Genomic DNA, 18,326 nt, shown 5'->3' with positions numbered 1-18,326 from the left:
ATCTGGCCCGCTCGGCGCGCCGCCCGCGCCGCGGCCGGCCTACGCCGAGGCGGCGCGGATGCGGTCGAGCGCCTGCTGCAGGTCGTCCGGGTACTCGGCCCGGAACTCCACCCACGCGCCCGTCCGCGGGTGCTCGAACCCGAGCCGCACCGCGTCGAGCCACTGCCGCGTCAGTCCGAGCTCGGACGCCAGCACCGGGTCGGCGCCGTACATCGTGTCGCCGACGAGCGGGTGCTTCGTCGCCGCCATGTGCACGCGGATCTGGTGCGTCCGCCCGGTCTCCAGGTGCACCTCGAGCAGGCTCGCCGACCGGAACGCCTCGAGCGTCTCGTAGTGCGTCACGCTCGGCTTGCCGTCGGCCGTGACCGCGAACTTCCAGTCGCTCAACGGGTGCCGTCCGATGGGTGCGTCGATGGTCCCCGAGGTCGGATCAGGGTGCCCCTGCGCCAGCGCGTGGTAGACCTTCTCGACGGTGCGCTCCTTGAACGCCCGCTTGAGGTGCGTGTACGCGAGCTCCGTCTTCGCGACGACCATCAGGCCCGAGGTCCCGACGTCGAGCCGGTGCACGATCCCCGCGCGCTCGGCGGCGCCGGACGTCGCGATGGTGAAGCCGGCCGCGGCGAGCCCACCGGGCACCGTCGGCCCGTCCCACCCGGGCGACGGGTGCGCGGCGACGCCGATCGGCTTGTCGACGACGACGATGTCCTCGTCGTCGTGCACGACCCGCATGCCCGGGACCTCGACCGGCACGATGCGCGGGGGCTCCTTCGGGGACCACTCGACCTCGAGCCAGGAGTCGGCGTGCAGCCGGTCGGACTTGCCGACCTCGACGCCGTCCACGCGGACGCCGCCGGCCGCGACGACCTCGGCCGCGAAGGATCGCGAGAACCCGAGGAGCTTCGCGATGGCCGCGTCGACCCGCTCGCCGGCGAGGCCGTCGGGCACGGGCAGGGAACGCTGCTCGCTCACGTCGCGTCGTGCCCGAGGACGTCACGACCGTCGCGCGGCGCGCGCGGGTCGGGCTCCGCCACCACCGGATGGGAGGCGCGGGACGGCTCCGCCCCGTCGGCGACCGAGGAGCGGGCCGCCGCCTCCGCAGCGCGCTGCTGCTTCGCTGAGAGGGCACGGGTGCCGTCGAGGTTCACGCCGACGATGACGAGCAGGACGAAGACGACCATGCTCACGCAGATGAACGAGTCGGCGATGTTGTAGATCGCCGGCATCATCCACGGCGTCGAGATGAAGTCCACCACGTGACCGCGGCCGAAGCCCGGTTCGCGGAAGAGCCGGTCGAGCAGGTTGCCGAGCGCCCCGCCGAGGAGCATGCCGAGCACGATCGCCCACCACATGGACCGGATGCGACGGGCGAACACGATGATGCCGACGACGACCGCGGTCGACACGATCGAGAACACCCAGGTCATGTTCACCGCGAAGGAGAACGCGGCACCGGGGTTCCGGACGTAGAGCAGCTGGAGCGCGTCACCGAGGACGGGGACCACCTGTCCGTACGGCAGGTGCGCGACGACGAGCGCCTTCACGCCCTGGTCGAGCGCCACCACGACGACAGCGGCGAAGGCCAGTGCCGCGATCGCGCGGACACTGACCTTCGCCGTTGGTGCTGGTCGGACCAACGTCAGTTGCCGAAGCCCTGCGCCGACGCCGGCGCGGGGGTGAGGCCGGACTCCTGCGAGCCGGACCCGTCGAGCTCGGCGAGCTGACCCTGGATGTAGCTCTTGAGCTGCGCACGGTAGTCGCGCTCGAACGTGCGGAGCTCGTCGATCTTGCCCTCGAGCTGACGCTGCTCGCCCTCGAGCACGGCGACGCGCTGGCGGTTGGTGTTCTCGGTGTCGGCGATGATCTGGCGCTGCTTGGCCTCGGCCTCGGAGACCAGGCGAGCTGCCTGCGCGGTGCCCTCGGCGATGAGCGCGTCGCGCTTCTCGATGCCCTCGCGGACGTGCTCCTCGTGCAGACGACGAGCGAGCGTGAGGAGGTTCGTGGTGCCCTCGGTGTCCTCGTCGGCCGGGACGGTCGACGGCGCCGGAGCAGCGGCGGCGACCGGCGCGGGCTCCGGAGCAGCGGCGACGGGGGCCGGCTCGGGCTCGGGGGTCGACTCGGGCTGCTGCTCGACGGACTGCTCGGCGGCGGCCGGCTTCGGCGCCGACTCGGCGGCCTGCAGGCGCTGGCGGAGCTCGTCGTTCTCGGCCGTCAGGCGGCGGAGCTCGACGACGACCTCGTCCAGGAAGTCGTCGACCTCGTCCTGGTCGTAGCCCTCGCGGAACTTCGTCGGCTGGAACCGCTTGTTGACTACGTCTTCCGGCGTCAAAGCCATTGCCGTCACCTCAATAGAACTGCTGAACGTGTGGAACCACTTGCGTCGCGACCGAATCTACCAGCCGCCACGAGCGGTGCGGATGCCCGCCGGAGCGGACATCGATCCCGACCACCGTACACCGCGGCCGGAGGGGAACCGCGACGTTCGTCGCGGCGTGGCGCGTGTCGCGGTGGGCGCGGGCTCAGAACCCGCGTGCGAGACCGCCGACGATCACCCGGAGGATGATCACGACGAGCATGACGATCGTCCACCCGAAGTCGAGCGCCACCGGCCCCAGCCGGAGCGGCGGGAGCAGGCGTCGGACGAACCTGATGGGCGGATCGGTCAGCGTGTACACCACGTCGGCGACCACGAGCAGGGCGCCACGAGGACGCCAGGACCGGTTGTACGCCTGAACGATGTCGAACGCGAACCGACCCCACATCACGAAGAAGTAGAGCAGGAGGGCGAAGGAGAGGATCCCGAAGACCACGGACACGATGGGGCTCGCTCGGCTCGGGTGCGTCCGCCGTCAGGGCGACCGCACGGGGCGGGGTGAACCGGGGTACGGCTCAGGACTGGGCGAAGAAGGACGCCTCGATGTCGGACTCTACCTCAGCGGGCTCACCGCTCACCGCGACGTGGGCCGGCGACAGCAGGAAGACCTTGTTGGTCACGCGCTCGATCTTGCCGTACAGGCCGAGCGACAGGCCCGACGCGAAGTCGATCATGCGGCGGGCGTCCGACTCGGTCATCTGCGAGAGGTTGATGATGACGGGGATGCCGTCGCGGAAGCTCTCGGCGATGGACTGGGCGTCCTTGTACTCGCGCGGGTGGACGGTGAGGATCTCGTTCATTTCCTGGACCGGGGTCGCCTTCTGTGCGGTCGTGTGCGAACGGCGGAGCGGGGTGACCTGGGCGCCGCGCTGGTGGGTGTGCGTCTTGGGCTCGGCGGGGACCGCTGCGGGAGCTGCTGCCGCCGGGGCAGCGGCTGCGGGCGCAGCGGCGGCCGGAGCCTGAGCGGCCGGAGCTGCAGCGGGAGCCGCGGCAGGGGCGGCGGCCTGGCGCGTCGGCGCGGCCTGCTGCTGCTGCTCGTCCTCGTACAGTTCCTCGTCGGCGAGGCCGAGGTAGACCATCGTCTTCTTGAGCGGGTTCGCCATGGTTCCTCCGGAGGTCGGTGCTCGTGGGTGCCCTGCAACGAGGCTAGGGCGCGGCCGGCCGGTTTCCCGTGATTGCGGTCCCGATCCGCAGGTGTGTCGCGCCCTCCGCGATCGCCTCGGCGTGGTCCCCGCTCATGCCGGCCGAGATGTCGGTCGCGTCGGGGGCGATCGCCGCGACCCGGTCGGAGACGTCGCGGAGCCGCGCGAAGGCCCGTCGGGGCTCCTCGTCGAGGGGCGCGACCGCCATCACGCCGCGGAGTCGGATCGTCCCGGTGCGCAGGACCCGTTCGACCATCGCCTCGACCGCGTCCGGGTGGACGCCACCACGATCGGGGTCGTCGGTCAGGTTGACCTGCACGAAACCGTCGACCACCCGGGGATCCGGCTCGGTCTCGGTCGGCGCGAAGGCATCGACGACGGAGTCGCGGTCGAGCGACTGCACGACGTCGGCGTAGCGGCGCACCTGCCGCGCCTTCTTCGACTGCAGCTGCCCGACGAAGTGCCACGTCAGGTCGAGGTCGGCCAGCTCGGCGGCCTTGGCCTGCGCCTCCTGGTGCCGGTTCTCCCCCACGTCGGTGACCCCGAGTGCGGCGAGCTCGCGGACCAGCGACGCCGGGTGGTACTTCGTCACGACGACGAGCGTGAGGTCGTCGGCCGAGCGCCCGGCGGACCGGGCGGCGTCGGCGACGGACGCGAGACGCGCCTCCAGTCCGTCACGGTCGACGGTCTGGAGGCGCGCATCACCTGCCATGGGTCGGCTTACTTCAGGAAGTCGGGGACGTCGAGCTCGTCGTCGTCGTCGAACGCCGGGTCGGCGGCACGACGCACGGGCGCCTCGTGCTCCTGCGTCGACCAGGACGGCGCGCTGGTCGCGGTGTCCTCGATCGCGCCGGTGCCGGCCGACGACGCCGCGGACGACGTGCCGGAGTCCGCCTCGACCCAGCTGGAGCGACGCTCCTTCTGCTGCGCGCCCGGCTCGCCGCCGTCGAAGCCCGCGGCGATGACGGTCACGCGGACCTCGTCGCCGAGGGTGTCGTCGATGACGGCACCGAAGATGATGTTGGCCTCGGGGTGGACGGCCTCCTGCACCAGGCGGGCGGCGTCGTTGATCTCGAAGATGCCGAGGTTCGACCCACCCTGGATCGACAGGAGCACACCGTGCGCGCCGTCGATCGAGGCCTCGAGCAGCGGCGACGCGACGGCGAGCTCGGCCGCCTTGATCGCACGGTCCGCCCCGCGGGACGAGCCGATGCCCATGAGGGCCGAACCGGCACCCTGCATGACGCTCTTGACGTCCGCGAAGTCGAGGTTGATGAGACCAGGGGTGGTGATGAGGTCGGTGATGCCCTGGACACCCGCGAGCAGCACCTGGTCGGCGGTCGCGAAGGCCTCGACCATCGAGATGCCACGGTCGCTGATCTCGAGCAGGCGGTCGTTCGGCACGACGATGAGCGTGTCGACCTCGTCCTTGAGTCCGGCGACGCCGTTCTCGGCCTGGGACTGCCGACGCTTGCCCTCGAAGCTGAACGGCTTCGTGACGACGCCGATGGTGAGCGCACCGATCGACTTCGCGATCCGTGCGACGACGGGCGCACCGCCGGTGCCGGTACCGCCGCCCTCACCCGCGGTGACGAAGACCATGTCGGCGCCCGCGAGGGCCTCCTCGATCTCCTCGGCGTGGTCCTCGGCGGCACGACGGCCGACCTCGGGGTCCGCGCCGGCGCCGAGGCCCCGGGTGATCTCACGACCGACGTCGAGCTTGACGTCGGCGTCGCTGAGCAGCAGCGCCTGCGCGTCGGTGTTGATCGCGATGAACTCGACCCCCCGGAGGCCCAGCTCGATCATGCGGTTCACGGCGTTCACGCCGCCGCCGCCGACACCGACGACCTTGATGACGGCGAGGTAGTTGTGGTTCGTGGTCACGTCAGTCGGGCCTCCGGTCGAACCCTCAACCTCTACTTGAAGTTCAGGGGCAATGCTGGTAGTTGCGGTGCTTCCACGACGCTACGGGTGCGCTCCGCGGGCTGTCGCCCCGCCACGCCGCGTGTCGCGGATCGCGTCGCCGAGATTCCCGCCGCGAGCGGCTCGGCGGTGGTCGTCGGACCCGCCGCTCGTCACTGCGCCGGGCGGACGATGCCGTTGTCCGGTGCCGAGACGTCGAACTCGACCTCGGTGTCGGGATCGCGCGACGCGTGGTCCGCGACGAGGGCCGCGAGCAGCGACGCCTTCGCGTCGGAGGCGTCCGGGCTGCCCCAGACCACGGTCGACCCGTCGTCGAGCGTGAGCGTGACGTCGTCGGCGGTGGTCGCCCGGACGTCCGTGACCTGCCGACGGACCGTCGACGGCAGCGACAGCACGACCTCGGTCATCGTCCGGAACACCGGCGAGCCGAGCTCGGCGCGCTGCACGTCGGCGACCGGCACACTCTCCGGACGGTCCGGCGACGACTGCACCACGATGCCCGCCGGGTCGACCAGGTCGAACGAGTCCCCCGAACGGACGGCGACGACGGGCGTCCGCTCCGTGACGGTCACGACGAGGGTGTGCGGCGGGACCTCCTCGGTGACGTAGCTCTCGATCAGCGGGAAGCCGGCGATGTCGCGCTTGACCTCGCCGAAGTCGATGCGGGCCAGCGGGGTGCCCACCTGGTCGGAGAGCGCCTGGCGGAGCGCGGTCGCGTCGACGCGCTCGGTGCCGCGGACCTCGATCGTGCGCAGGGCCATCAGCGGTGAGTAGACGGCGACCAGGATCGACGCGCCGAAGACCACCACGACGGTGCCCGCGGTGATCCAGGCAGCACGGCGGTGTCGTGCACGCCGGGTGAAGCGCCGCACCTCGGCCCGCTCGAGCAGCCGCCGGCGACGCCTCGCCACCCGTGCCTCGCGCGCGGTCTCGGCAGCGCGGACGCCGGCACCGATCGGGGACCCGTGCTCGTCGTCGGCCGCCGGGCGGGCAGCACCGGGCGCGTCGATCACGTCGGTGACGGTGGCCGCACCGGTCGCGTCGTCCGGGGCCGGCTCCTCCGTCGTCGGGTCGGCCGTGGTCGCGCCCGCACCGCGGGGCGCGGTGTCCGCACCGGGGCGCGACGCGGCGCCGCCGTCACGGGCAGCGGCGGACGTCCTGCCCGCGTGGTCCTCGTCCGGGGTGTACTCGCGCAGGCGCTCGGCCACGGTCGACCAGCCGGCACCGAGGCGGCGGCCGGCGGCGCCGGCGAGGGCGCCAGCGCGCTCGCGCTGACCCTGCGCAGACGGCGGCTTCGACGAGGATCTCGGCGTCGCGCGGTGCTCGTCGGGACCTGGCGCGGCGGTGGGGGCGACCGGCTCGTCGACGGGGGCCGGCGGGGCGGTGGTGGGTCGCGCCTCCCGGCCGTCCGCCCCCGCGCCGCGTGCCGGTCGACGCGACGTCAGGGGACCACGGCGCTGCCGCGGGGCGCGGGCACCGTCGGCCGGGGCCTCCGGTTCCTCCGGACGCCCGTCGAAGCCCTCGGGACGCTTCACTGCGCGCGGTCCCCGTCGCCGTCGTGCCGCAGCGCACCGAGCACCTGCGGGATGATCCGGTACACGTCGCCGCAGCTGAGCGTCATGACGATGTCACCGTCGCGGGCGACCTCGGCCGCGCGGGCAGCGGCGTCGTCCCAGTCCGGCAGGAACTCGACCCTGGACTGGTCCACGAAGCGCTCCTGCACGAGGGCACCCGTGACGCCGGGCTCCGGGTCCTCGCGGGCGCCGTAGACGTCGAGCACGACCGTGTGGTCAGCCAGCTCCTCGTAGACGCGGGCGAAGTCGCCGGCCATGAGCCGCGTGCGCGAGTACAGGTGCGGCTGGTGGATCGCGATGATCCGACCGTCGCCGACGACGTTGCGTGCAGCGCGGAGCGCGGCCGCGACCTCCGTGGGGTGGTGCGCGTAGTCGTCGTACACCGAGACCCCGCGCTCGACACCGTGCAGCTCGAAGCGACGCTCGGTGCCGCCGAACGCCTCGATCCCCCGGATCGCGTCGGCGGGCGCGACACCCAGCCCGGTGAGCACCGCGAAGGCGCCCACCGCGTTGACGGCGTTGTGGCGGCCGGGCACCCGGAGCGTCATGTGGTGGTGTTCCCCGCCGGCGCGCAGGTCGACCTCGACGCTCGCCGCCTCGACGATGCGCTCGATGCGGACGTCGGCGTCGGCGGCCTCGCCGAAGGTGACGACCTCGGGTGCGTGCTCGCGTGCCCGCACGCCCTCGGTGACGCGCTTCGCGCCCGCGTCGTCGCTCGACACGACGATGCGCTCGCTCGCCTTCGCGGCGAACTCGACGAAGGCGTCGATGAAGGCCTGCTCGCTGCCGTAGTGGTCGAGGTGGTCGGCGTCCACGTTCGTGATGAGCGCGACCGCGACGTCGTAGAGCAGGAACGACCCGTCGGACTCGTCCGCCTCGACGACGAAGAGGTCGCCGGCGCCGGGGGCCGAACTCGTGCCGAGCGACTGGATGACGCCGCCGTTGACGAAGCTCGGGTCGAGGCCGAGCTCGACCATGGCGGTCACGATCATGCCCGTCGAAGTGGTCTTGCCGTGCGCGCCCGCGACCGCGACGAGGCGGTGCTCGGCGATCAGCGCGGCGAGGGCCTGGGACCGGTGCAGCACCGGGAGCCCGCGACGCTGCGCCTCGAGGAGCTCGGGGTTGTCCGGCCACAGCGCGCTCGTCACCACCACGGTGTCGGCATCGGCGAGGTTCGCGGCGTCGTGGCCGATGTGCACCTCGGCGCCGAGGTCGCGCATCGTGCCGGTCGTCGCGGTCTCGCGGGAGTCGCTGCCCGTGACCCGGTGCCCGGCGGCCAGGAACATCCGCGCGATGCCGCTCATCCCGGAGCCGCCGATGCCGACGAAGTGGACCGTGCCGAGGTCGTTCGGGATCGGCTGGGTCAGGTCCGGCTTGATGGTCATCGTTCCTCCGTGGTGCTGGTGCTGGTGCGCTGCGCGGCCTCGCGCACGAGGGCCGTCATCCGGTCCGCCCCGTCGCGGTGTCCGACGCTGCCGGCTCGGACGGCCATGTCGGCGATCCGCGCACGGTCACGCAGGATCGGCAGCAGCTGGAACGTCACCCACTCGTCCGTGAACGCCGCGTCGTCGACGAGCACCGCTCCCCCGGCGCCGACGACGTCCGCCGCGTTGTGCCGCTGCTCGCCGTTGCCGACCGGGTACGGCACGAGCACGCTCGGCAACCCGACGGCCGTCAGCTCGCACACCATGCCGGCGCCCGAGCGGGACACGACGAAGTCGGACGCGGCGTAGGCCAGGTCCATGCGGTCGCAGTACGGCAGGACGTGGTAGCCGTCGAGGTCGCTCGGTCCGATGTCGGACTTGCCGCCGACGACGTGCAGGACCTGCCACCCGGCGTCGACGATCGCCGTCGCCGAGCGGTTCACCGTCGTGTTGATGCTCCGCGCACCGGACGAGCCGCCCGTGACGAGCAGCACCGGGCGCTCCGCGTCGAGGCCGAACTCGGCCAGGCCCTCGGCCCGCGCGGCACGGCGGTCGAGCGTCTCGACCTCCCTGCGGAGCGGCATCCCGACCACGCGTCCGTGGCGCAGGTGGGTGTTCGAGAACGTCAGGCCCACGTGCCGGGTCAGCAGGGCGGCGAGCCGGTTCGCGAGCCCGGGCTTGGCGTTCTGCTCGTGCACGACGATCGGCGTCCCGGTCCGCTTCGCAGCGATGTAGGCCGGCGCCGCCGCGTAGCCGCCGACACCCAGGACGACCTCGACGTCGTGCTCGCGGATGAAGCGCTCGGTACGTCGGACCGCACCGAGGAAGCCGCCGGGGAACCGGAGCGCCCGGGCGTCGAGCCGGCGTGGGAAGGGCAGGCGCGGGATCGTCAACAGCTCGTAACCGCGCATCGGCACGAGTCGCGACTCGAGCCCCTCGGCGGTGCCGAGGACGAGCACGCGGGCGTCCGGGTCCTGTTCGGTCAGCCGGTCGGCGACCGCGAGCAGCGGGTTGACGTGTCCGGCGGTGCCACCGCCGGCGAAGAGGTAGGTGCTCACCGGAGCACTCCGTTCTGTGGTGCGGAGCCGGCGCGCGGTGCCGCGGTCCGGCCCTTGCCGGGCAGTTCGCGGGCGAAGGACAGCACGACGCCGATCGCCACGAGGGTCATGATGAGGGCCGATCCACCGGCCGAGATGAGCGGCAGCGGCACGCCGAGGACCGGCAGCAGGCCGAGCACCACCGCGATGTTGACGAGCGCCTGCCCGATGATCCAGGCCAGGATCGCGCCCGTGACCGTCCGGACGAACGGGTCGTCCGACTGGCGGATGACCTTGATCATGCTGACCGCGAGGACGATGAACAGCGCCAGCACGACCACGGCGCCGATGAGCCCGAGTTCCTCGCCGATGATCGCGAAGATGTAGTCGTTGTCCGCCTCGGGCAGCCACGACCACTTCGCCTTCGAGTTGCCCAGGCCGACGCCGAACACGCCACCGGACGCCAGGGCCCACATGCCGTGCACGGGCTGCCAGCAGAGGTCCTGGTACTGGTTCGAGTCGGTGCAGCCGGAGAGCCACGCGTTGATGCGGTACTGCCGCGAGGCCGACGCCATCGTGACGAACGGCAGCACGACGGCGACAACCCCGAGGATGACGAGCAGGTGCTTCGCCCGCGCGCCCCCGATGAAGAGCGCACCGAGCAGCAGGACCAGCATGATCATCGCGGTTCCCTGGTCACCGCCGAGCAGCACCATCCCGAGCGGCAGCACCGTCGCGATGCCGACCGGCACGAACAGTTCCTTCCACTCCCGCAGCCGGTCACGCTTCACGTAGATGATCGCGCCGACGGCCAGGGCGATGCCGAGCTTGACGGCCTCGGACGGCTGGGCGCTGAACGAGCCGAGCTTGATCCAGTTCCGGTTGCCCTGGATCTCGATGCCGAGCGGCGTGTAGACGAGCAGCTGCAGGACCAGCGCCGCGGCGAGGATCCGCATCGCCCACTTCCGCCAGAGACGCGCGGGGACGCGGCTCGCGACGAGCATGAGCGGGACGCCGAGCACCGCGTACAGCCCCTGCTTGGACGCTGCGCCGAAGAAGTCGTGGGTGGCGGCGTACTGCTCGACGCTCGACGACGACAGCACCATCACGACGCCGAACACGACGAGGAAGAGCGTGACGCCCAGGATCGTGTAGAAGGTGCTCGACTCGGCGACGAAGACGTTCTTGACCGCGACGACGGCGCCCCGCGCACGGCGCTGCGGACCGGCGTGCTCGCCGCCCGCGGACGCGGTTCCCGTGTGTCCGGTGCTGCCCGTCGTGCGGCCGCCGCTACGGCCGCTCGGAAGATCCGTGGTCGCCATCGGCTGTGCCTCCCAGGTGTTCGTGGACCGCCGCCGCGAACCGGCGCCCCCGGTCCGCGTACGAACCGAACTGGTCGAACGACGCCGCCGCGGGGGCGAGGAGGACCGTGTCGCCCGGTCGTGCGACCGATGCGGCATGCCGGACCGCCTCGGGCATGACGTGATCAGTGTCCGTCGCCTCGACCTGCAGGACCGGGACCGTCGGCGCGTGTCGCGCGAATGCCTCGAGCACCGGTGTGCGGTCCGTCCCGATGACGACGACCGCTCGGGCCGTGGGGCCGAAGCGCTCGACGAGGCCGTCGATGTCGACGCCCTTGAACTGCCCGCCGACGATCCAGACGACGGTCTCGAACGATGCCAGCGATGCCGTGGCGGCGTGCGGGTTGGTCGCCTTCGAGTCGTCGACCCAGGCGACGCCGTCCGCCGTCGCGACGTGCTCGGTCCGGTGGTGGTCGGCGCGGAAGCCCTGCACGGCAGCGCGGATGTGCGCGGGCTCGACGGCGGCGGCACGCGCGAGGGCGGCCGCGGCGAGGACGTTCATGGTCATGTGCGGACTGGCGAGCCCGGCCTGCTCGAGGTCCGCCACGGTGGCGAACTCGAGCGCGCTGTTGCGCCGGTCCTCGGTGAAGGCGCGGTCGCAGAGCACGTCGTCCACGATCCCGACGTCGCCCGGCGCGGGGACCCCGGGCGTGAAGCCCACGGCACGGCACCCCTCGACCACGTCGGCGCCCTCGACCATGCGACGGGTCGCCTCGTCCGAGGTGTTGTAGACGCAGGCCGTCACGGTGCGCTCGTAGACCTTGGCCTTCGCCGCGCGGTACGCCTCGGCGGACCCGTGCCACTCGAGGTGGTCGTCCGCGATGTTGAGGCAGGTGCTCGAGAGCGGGACGACGGCACCGTCGCCCGAGGTGGGCATGTAGTGCAGCTGGTGGCTCGAGAGCTCGACGACCAGCACGTCGAAGCCCTCCGGGTCACGGACGACGTCGAGCACCGGTACGCCGATGTTCCCGCAGGCGACCGCGCGGAGCCCGGCGGCCGCGAACATCGCGGTCGTCAGCTGCGTGGTCGTGGTCTTGCCGTTCGTCCCCGTGATGGTCACCCACGGTGCGGCGATCGGGCCACGGACGACCTTGTCGCGCACGCGCCAGGCGAGCTCGATGTCACCCCACACGGTGCTGTGCTCGACCGCCCAGCGGACCGTGGCGTTGTGCGGCGGCAGACCGGGCGACACGACGACGACGTCCGGGGCCTGGGCCACGAGGGCGGCCGGCACGGTGTCGAGCGACGTGCGCTCGAACCGGGCGCCGATCACGTCGAGCAGCTCCACGGTGTCGGCCGGTCCGTCCGGCGCGAGGACGACCACGTCGCTGCCGAGCTCCACGAGCGTGTCGGCGACGGAGAAGCCGGTCGAGCCGAGGCCGAGCACGGCGACCCGCAGCCCCTTCCAGCCCTCGGCGTACCAGCTGTCGAGTCCTTCGAGGCGGGCGTCAGCCGACACGGGCGATCCACTCCAGGTAGAAGAGCCCGACACCGGCCGCGACGCAGAGCCCCGCGATGATCCAGAACCGGACGACGACGGTCACCTCGGCCCACCCCTTCAGCTCGAAGTGGTGGTGCAGCGGGCTCATCCGGAAGATGCGCTTGCCGTGGGTGATCTTGAAGTAGGCGCGCTGCAGGATGACCGAGCCGGTCACGATGAAGAACAGGCCACCGATGAGGATCAGCAGCAGCTCGGTGCGGCTGAGGATCGCCAGGCCGGCCAGCGCTCCGCCGAGGCCGAGCGAGCCGGTGTCACCGAGGAAGATCTGCGCCGGCGAGGTGTTGTACCAGAGGAACCCGATCAGGCCACCGCAGACCGCGGCCGCGACGACCGCGAGGTCGAGCGGGTCGGACGTGCTGTAGCAGGCGTGCGCGGTGCTCTCGTCGAGTCGGACGCCGCCGCAGATCTGGTTCGACTGCCAGAACCCGATGATGACGTACGACCCGATCGCCAGGATGCTCGAGCCGGTGGCGAGGCCGTCCAGCCCGTCGGCGACGTTCACGCCGTTCGACGTGGACACCGTCAGCAGCACGATCCACGCGAGGTACAGGATCGTCCCGATGACGGTTCCGAAGACCATGAAGTCCAACCACGGGACGTCGCGGATCGCGGAGATCATCGTCGATGCCGGGGGCTTGCCGTTGCCGGTCGGCACCACGAGGGCGATCGTCGCGAACACGACGCCGACGATGACCTGCCCCAGGACCTTCGCCCAGCCGCCGAGCCCGAGGCTCCGCTGCCGACGGACCTTGAGGAAGTCGTCGATGAACCCGACGAACCCGAGCCCGACCATGAGGAAGAGCACGAGCAGACCGGACAGCGTGACCGAGTCGCGGCCCACCAGGTGTCCGACGAAGTAGCCGAGCACCGCGCCGATGATCAGGACGATGCCGCCCATGGTGGCGGTACCGCGCTTCGTGTGGTGCGACTGCGGGCCGTCGTCACGGATGAACTGTCCCCAGCCGAGGCGGTGGAACAGCTTGATGAAGAGCGGTGTGAGCAGCAGTGTGAACACCAGCGCCACGGCGCCGGCGACGAGGAGCGCGATCATTCGGTGACACCTCCGAGGCGGTCGCCGAGGAATCGCAGTTCGGCGGACTTCGAGGACTTGACGAGGACGACGTCGCCGGGGCGGACCATCTCCTGCAGGGCGTGGACGGCTGCGTCGACGTCCTCGATGTACACGGACTCGCCGTCCCACGATCCCTCGAGGGTGGCGGCCTGGTGGATCGGCGCGGCGCCGGGTCCGACGACCACGAGCTGTCCGATGCCGAGACGGACGACGAGCCGACCGATGCGGTCGTGCTCCTCCGTCGAGAACTCCCCGAGCTCCGCCATCTCGCCGAGCACGGCGACGGAGCGCTCCCCCGGACGCACGACCTGCGCCAGGGTGCGGAGTGCGGCGGCCGTCGAGTCCGGCGACGCGTTGTAGGCGTCGTTGATGACGGTCACGCCCTCCGGTCCGCCCTGGAGGAGCTCCATGCGCCAGCGCTCGGCCCGCGTCATCGACGCGAGCGCCTCGGCGCCGGCGGCGAGCGGGACGCCCCACAGGTGGGCGACGGTGAGGGCGGCCGACGCGTTCATCGCGTGGTGCTCGCCGAGGATGGCGAGGCGGACGTCGACGGTCTGCGGGACCGGGGACGTGCCTCCAGGACGGTCCGCGGCGGCCTCGGCCGGGACGGGAGGCGCGGTGAGCGTGAAGCGCGTACCGCTGCGGTCCGTCTCGATGCCGGAGACGCGGTAGTCCGCGCCGGCCGACGTGCCGAAGCCGACGACGGTCGCGTCGGTGAGCGCACGCATGGACGCGACGCGGTCGTCGTCCACGTTGAGCAGTGCGGTCGCGGTGGCGGGCAGGTCGGTGACCATCTCCGACTTCGCGCGCTGGGTCGCCTCGATCCCGCCGAACTCGCCGGCGTGCGCGAGCCCGACCTTCAGGACGACACCGACGTCCGGCTCGGCGATCGCGACGAGCTTGGCGATGTGCCCCTTGCCGCTGGCACCCATCTCCACGACGAGGAACCGCGTGTCGTGGGTGATGCGGAGCATCGAGACGGGGGCGCCGACGTGGTTGTTGAACGATCCCTGCGGCGCCACGGTCGCACCGTGCTGCTCGAGGATCGTGCGCAGCATGTTCTTGGTGCTCGTCTTGCCGTTCGAGCCGGTGATGCCGACGACGCGCAGCGGCGCCGGCCGTCCCTGCTCGTCGACGCGGTGGGCGCTCGAGGCACGGACCCGCGCCACGACCTCGTGCGCGAGGGCGGCGAGGGCGGCGTAGCCGTCGGACACGACGACCTGCGCGGTGCCGGCGCCGTCGGGCAGGTCGACGGCGCGCTCGGTCACGACCAGGGCCGCACCGGCCTCGACCGCGTTCGGCACGAAGCGGTGGCCGTCGGTCTCCTCCCCGAGCAGCGCGAAGAACACGCTGCCGGTGTCGACGAGGCGCGAGTCGGTCTCGACGCTGCCGTCGACGACCTGCTCCGGGGCACCGCTGACGAGCTCGCCGCCGATCGCGGCGGCGATCTCGGCGAGGGTCAGGGCGATCATCGGGTCTCCTCCGCCGGGCCGGAGTTCGGCTCCCAGCCGGCCTCGCGCAGTGCCTGCCGGGCCTCGTCACGCGCCGAGTAGGGCGTCCGGACGCCCGCGATGTCGCGGTAGTCCTGGTGGCCGGGGCCGGCCCAGAGGATCGAGTCCCCGTCGCCGACCAGGCCCACGGCCGTGCGGATCGCCGCCTCGGGCGGGCTGACCTCGTACGTCTCGTGGTCCGGGTAGGCCTCGCGCGCGGCGTCGACCAGGGTCTTCCGGATGGACGCGGCGTCCTCGAAGCGCGGGTGGTGGTCCGTGACGACGAGGATGTCGCTCCCCGCGGCGGCGACGCGCGCCATGTCGCCGCGCTTCGTCGTGTCGCGGTCGCCGTCGGCGCCGAAGAGCATGAGGACCTTGCCCGGCGTGAACTGCCGGACGGCCGCCAGCGTGTTCTCGAAGGCGTCGGCGCTGTGACCGAAGTCGACGTAGACGCTCGGGCCGGCGTCCCCCGACACCCGCTCGGTCCGACCGGGCAGGTAGCACTCGATGGCGCTGACCGGCTGCTCGTCGGTCTCGTCCGCGTAGTGCCGGTGGTTCGAGCCGAGGGCGTGCGCGATGGCACCGAGCTCGAACCCGCCCTCGACGAGCATCACGATCGCGAGCGCCGCGTTGGCCGCCATGTGCCAGCCGATGAGCGGCACACGGGTCGTGAGCTCGCGCCCCTCGGGCCCGGTGAGGCGGAACTCGGTGTAGGCGGCGTGCGCCTCGACGATGTCGACGTGCCACTCGGCCTCGACCTCGGGGTGCACCGTGATCGTCGTGACGGGGATGCGGGAGTCCTGCACCACGCGGTGCCCCCAGTCGGTGTCCAGCGAGACGACGCCGCGACGGGCGTGCTCGGGCTGGAACAGCGGGAGCTTCGCCTGGTAGTACTCCTCCATGTCGGCGTAGTCGTCGAGGTGGTCGTGGGACAGGTTCGTGAACCCGGCGACGTCGAACACGATGCCGTCGACGCGGTGGCGGCTCAGGGCCTGGGCGCTGACCTCGACGGCGACGGCGCGGACCTCTGACTCGCGCATGCGGGCCAGGAGCGCGTGCATCTCGCTCGCCTCGGGGGTGGTCAAGCGGCTCGTCACGCTGAGCGAGCCGATGTGGCGCTCCGCGGTCGAGCTGAGGCCGGTGACCAGGCCGAGCTGCTTGAGGATGCCCTCGAGGATGTACGACGTGCTGGTCTTGCCGTTCGTGCCCGTCGTCGCGAAGAGCTGCGGCAGGTCGGTGGCCTCGTCCGGGTGGGTGCGGTAGACCCACGCCGAGACGTCGCCGAGCGCGGCGCGCGGGTCCTCGACCACCAGCACCGGCAGGCCGGAGGGCTCGGCGAGTGCGACGCCGTCGGCGTCGGTCAGCACCGCGACGGCACCGCGTTCGGCGGCCTCGGTCGCGAACTGGGCGCCGTGTCGGTTCGCGCCGTGCACGCCGACGAACAGGTCACCCGGCTGCACCTCGGCAGCGCTCAGCGTGACGCCCGTCGTCTCGACGGCGTCGACGGAGCCGACCACGCGCATGCCGAACGCGTTCGCGAGTTCGGCGACGCTCCTCGGGGTCGGGTGTTCGGGTCGGAGGACCGGGGGGATCCGTGCGGACAAGTGCTCCTTCTTCCTCACCACGTGGACGGGTACAGCTGCGCCTCGGCCGTGGAGGGGGCTACTCGGTACTTCTCGAGCACCTGGGACATGAGAGTGCGGAACGCCGGAGCCGCTCCGCTGGACCACTTGTTGGTCTGCGGCTTCGTGAACGTCACCGTGACAACATACTGGGGGTCCTCGGCGGGTGCCATTCCGGCCACCGAGGTGATGCGCTGGCCGCCGTAGCCCTTCCCGCCCTCGGCGACCTCGGCGGTACCGGTCTTCGCCGCGATGTTGTAGCCGGAGATCGGCTTCATCCCGACGAGCGTGCCGCCCGTGACCACGCTCTGCAGCATCTTGACGGTCTGGTCGGCTGCCGCAGCGGACACGACGCGCGTGCCCTCCACGTCGGGCGCGTCGATCATCTTGCCGTCCGAGGTCTTGCAGCCCTTCACCATGTGGAGCGGGATCCGGACACCCTGGTTGGCGAGGGTCTGGAACACGCTCGCGACCTGGACGGCGGTCGTCGAGATGCCCTGCCCGAACATCGAGTTGATGTTCGTCTGCTGGTCCCAGTCCGGGCTCGCGCCGTACTGCATGCCCGGCTGGCCGGGGTACTGGATCGCCGACTCGGGCTCGAACAGGCCGAACTTCTTCATGTAGTCGTACCGCTGCTGGGTCGACAGCCGCTCGCCGAGCTCGGTGATGCCGACGTTCGAGGAGTTCTGCAGGATGCCGGTCAGCGTCAGGTTCTCGGTCGGGTGGAGCTCGGAGTCCTGGATCTTGCCGCCCCACGGGAAGGACCGCGAGTACGGCACCACCGCTCGGTCGGTCGGGCTCGACTTGCCCTGGTCGATGAGCGCGGCCGCGATCGCCGCCTTGATGGTCGAACCGGGCTCGTAGGTCGAGGTCAGCGCACGCGAGCCGTACGCACCCTTGTCCGTGGTCGCGTCGACGTCGTTCGGGTCCACGGTGGGCCAGTCGGCGACGGCGAGGAGCTCACCGGTCTTGACGTCCACGACGGTCGCGGTCGCGGACTCCGCCTGCAGCGACTGCGCCGCCGACGCGATCGTCTGCTGCGCCATGTACTGCAGGTCGCTGTCGATGGTGGTCTCGAGCGTGCCGCCGTCCTTGGCCTGCTCCGTCGTCCGGGTGCTCCCGGGGAGCTGCACGCCGTCCTCGCCGCGCTCGTACGTCTCCGAGCCGTTCTTGCCCGCGAGGCACTGGTCGTACGAGTACTCGAGGCCGGCCTGGGCGCCGTCGGTGCCCATGAACCCGGTCAGCGCACCGCCGGTGGCACCCATCGGGTAGACGCGGGCGGACTGCTGCTCCTTGTAGACCCACGGGATGCCGAGGGCGACGACCGCCTCGTAGTGCTTCACGTCGAGCCCCTTGACCAGGTAGGCGAAGTCCGACTTCGGGTCGGCGGCGATCGCCTTCTGCATCGCCTGCACGTCACCGCCGGACGCCTTCGCCAACGCCTGCAGGGCGTCGTCCACCGAGACCTTCTTCGTGCGCTCGCCACCGAGCTTGCCGTCGAAGCCCGCGACGAGTCGTGGCGAGGTGACGATGTTGTAGCGGTTGACGCTCTCCGCGAGTTCGGTGCCGTTGCGGTCCACGATCGCACCGCGGTTGCCGTAGATGGTGACCGGGATGCTCCGCTTCGCCTTCGATGCCTCGTTCAGCGCCGCTGCCTGCACCACCTGGATGTCGACCAGGCGGATCACGAAGACCGCGACGAGGGCGATCACGGCGATGATCACCACGCTGTAGCGCAGTCGAGGGTTGCGGATCGTCTTCGTCACGCGGTGCGGTCCTTCCCGGGTGGTGCGGCAGTCTGATCCCGCC

Annotated in this window: 16 protein-coding genes; all 16 read right to left on the bottom strand. The window is 71.7% G+C overall.

Annotation, left to right across the window (positions count from 1 at the left end):
• Nucleotides 1-39 precede the first annotated feature (39 nt).
• The gene (locus tag Q9R28_RS00840) at nucleotides 40-969 is read right to left on the bottom strand and encodes an RluA family pseudouridine synthase (RefSeq protein ID WP_311205292.1); all 930 of its coding nucleotides are present in this window, start codon (nucleotides 967-969) and stop codon (nucleotides 40-42) included.
• Nucleotides 966-1,634, bottom strand: a complete 669-nt coding sequence (lspA, locus tag Q9R28_RS00835) for a signal peptidase II (RefSeq protein ID WP_235426561.1) — start codon at nucleotides 1,632-1,634, stop codon at nucleotides 966-968. Before lspA ends, Q9R28_RS00840 begins: the two co-directional genes overlap by 4 nt.
• A gap of 2 nt (nucleotides 1,635-1,636) precedes the next feature.
• The gene (locus Q9R28_RS00830) at nucleotides 1,637-2,332 is read right to left on the bottom strand and encodes a DivIVA domain-containing protein (protein WP_066653770.1); all 696 of its coding nucleotides are present in this window, start codon (nucleotides 2,330-2,332) and stop codon (nucleotides 1,637-1,639) included.
• A gap of 184 nt (nucleotides 2,333-2,516) precedes the next feature.
• A complete protein-coding gene (locus Q9R28_RS00825) occupies nucleotides 2,517-2,807 on the bottom strand; it encodes a YggT family protein (protein WP_396137142.1) in 291 nt (96 codons plus the stop codon).
• A 79-nt stretch (nucleotides 2,808-2,886) separates the two neighbouring features.
• A complete protein-coding gene (locus Q9R28_RS00820; RefSeq protein WP_251154939.1) occupies nucleotides 2,887-3,474 on the bottom strand; it encodes a cell division protein SepF in 588 nt (195 codons plus the stop codon).
• A gap of 43 nt (nucleotides 3,475-3,517) precedes the next feature.
• A complete protein-coding gene (locus tag Q9R28_RS00815) occupies nucleotides 3,518-4,225 on the bottom strand; it encodes a YggS family pyridoxal phosphate-dependent enzyme (protein WP_311205291.1) in 708 nt (235 codons plus the stop codon).
• An 8-nt stretch (nucleotides 4,226-4,233) separates the two neighbouring features.
• Entirely contained in the window at nucleotides 4,234-5,397 is a 1,164-nt protein-coding gene (gene ftsZ / locus Q9R28_RS00810; RefSeq protein WP_066653758.1) for a cell division protein FtsZ, read from the bottom strand.
• Between the two features lie 191 nt (nucleotides 5,398-5,588).
• Nucleotides 5,589-6,971 (bottom strand): FtsQ-type POTRA domain-containing protein, encoded by a 1,383-nt coding sequence (locus Q9R28_RS00805; protein WP_311205290.1) that lies wholly within the window; start codon nucleotides 6,969-6,971, stop codon nucleotides 5,589-5,591.
• Nucleotides 6,968-8,395 (bottom strand): UDP-N-acetylmuramate--L-alanine ligase, encoded by a 1,428-nt coding sequence (gene murC, locus Q9R28_RS00800; RefSeq protein WP_311205289.1) that lies wholly within the window; start codon nucleotides 8,393-8,395, stop codon nucleotides 6,968-6,970. The genes Q9R28_RS00805 and murC overlap by 4 nt, the downstream gene beginning before the upstream one ends.
• The gene (locus Q9R28_RS00795) at nucleotides 8,392-9,492 is read right to left on the bottom strand and encodes a UDP-N-acetylglucosamine--N-acetylmuramyl-(pentapeptide) pyrophosphoryl-undecaprenol N-acetylglucosamine transferase (protein ID WP_209683081.1); all 1,101 of its coding nucleotides are present in this window, start codon (nucleotides 9,490-9,492) and stop codon (nucleotides 8,392-8,394) included. Before Q9R28_RS00795 ends, murC begins: the two co-directional genes overlap by 4 nt.
• Complete coding sequence (ftsW, locus tag Q9R28_RS00790) at nucleotides 9,489-10,793, bottom strand: putative lipid II flippase FtsW (protein WP_251154934.1); 1,305 nt, start codon at nucleotides 10,791-10,793, stop codon at nucleotides 9,489-9,491. The genes Q9R28_RS00795 and ftsW overlap by 4 nt, the downstream gene beginning before the upstream one ends.
• On the bottom strand, nucleotides 10,762-12,291 hold the full coding sequence (gene murD / locus Q9R28_RS00785) for a UDP-N-acetylmuramoyl-L-alanine--D-glutamate ligase (protein ID WP_311205288.1): 1,530 nt from the start codon (nucleotides 12,289-12,291) through the stop codon (nucleotides 10,762-10,764). Before murD ends, ftsW begins: the two co-directional genes overlap by 32 nt.
• Complete coding sequence (gene mraY, locus Q9R28_RS00780; protein ID WP_311205287.1) at nucleotides 12,281-13,384, bottom strand: phospho-N-acetylmuramoyl-pentapeptide-transferase; 1,104 nt, start codon at nucleotides 13,382-13,384, stop codon at nucleotides 12,281-12,283. Before mraY ends, murD begins: the two co-directional genes overlap by 11 nt.
• Nucleotides 13,381-14,877, bottom strand: a complete 1,497-nt coding sequence (gene murF, locus Q9R28_RS00775) for a UDP-N-acetylmuramoyl-tripeptide--D-alanyl-D-alanine ligase (protein ID WP_311205286.1) — start codon at nucleotides 14,875-14,877, stop codon at nucleotides 13,381-13,383. Before murF ends, mraY begins: the two co-directional genes overlap by 4 nt.
• Nucleotides 14,874-16,499 (bottom strand): UDP-N-acetylmuramoyl-L-alanyl-D-glutamate--2,6-diaminopimelate ligase, encoded by a 1,626-nt coding sequence (locus Q9R28_RS00770; protein WP_311205285.1) that lies wholly within the window; start codon nucleotides 16,497-16,499, stop codon nucleotides 14,874-14,876. Before Q9R28_RS00770 ends, murF begins: the two co-directional genes overlap by 4 nt.
• Before the next feature lie 14 nt (nucleotides 16,500-16,513).
• Nucleotides 16,514-18,283 carry a penicillin-binding protein 2 gene (locus tag Q9R28_RS00765; protein ID WP_066653741.1) on the bottom strand — a complete coding sequence of 590 codons (1,770 nt, stop codon included), beginning with the start codon at nucleotides 18,281-18,283 and terminating at the stop codon, nucleotides 16,514-16,516.
• Between the last annotated feature and the right edge of the window lie 43 nt (nucleotides 18,284-18,326).

Origin of the sequence: Curtobacterium sp. BRD11 (assembly GCF_031844345.1) — a bacterium.
Lineage (GTDB): Bacteria > Actinomycetota > Actinomycetes > Actinomycetales > Microbacteriaceae > Curtobacterium.
Note: the sequence above shows the minus strand (reverse complement) of the source record. Positions and strands in the feature narration are given on the sequence as shown.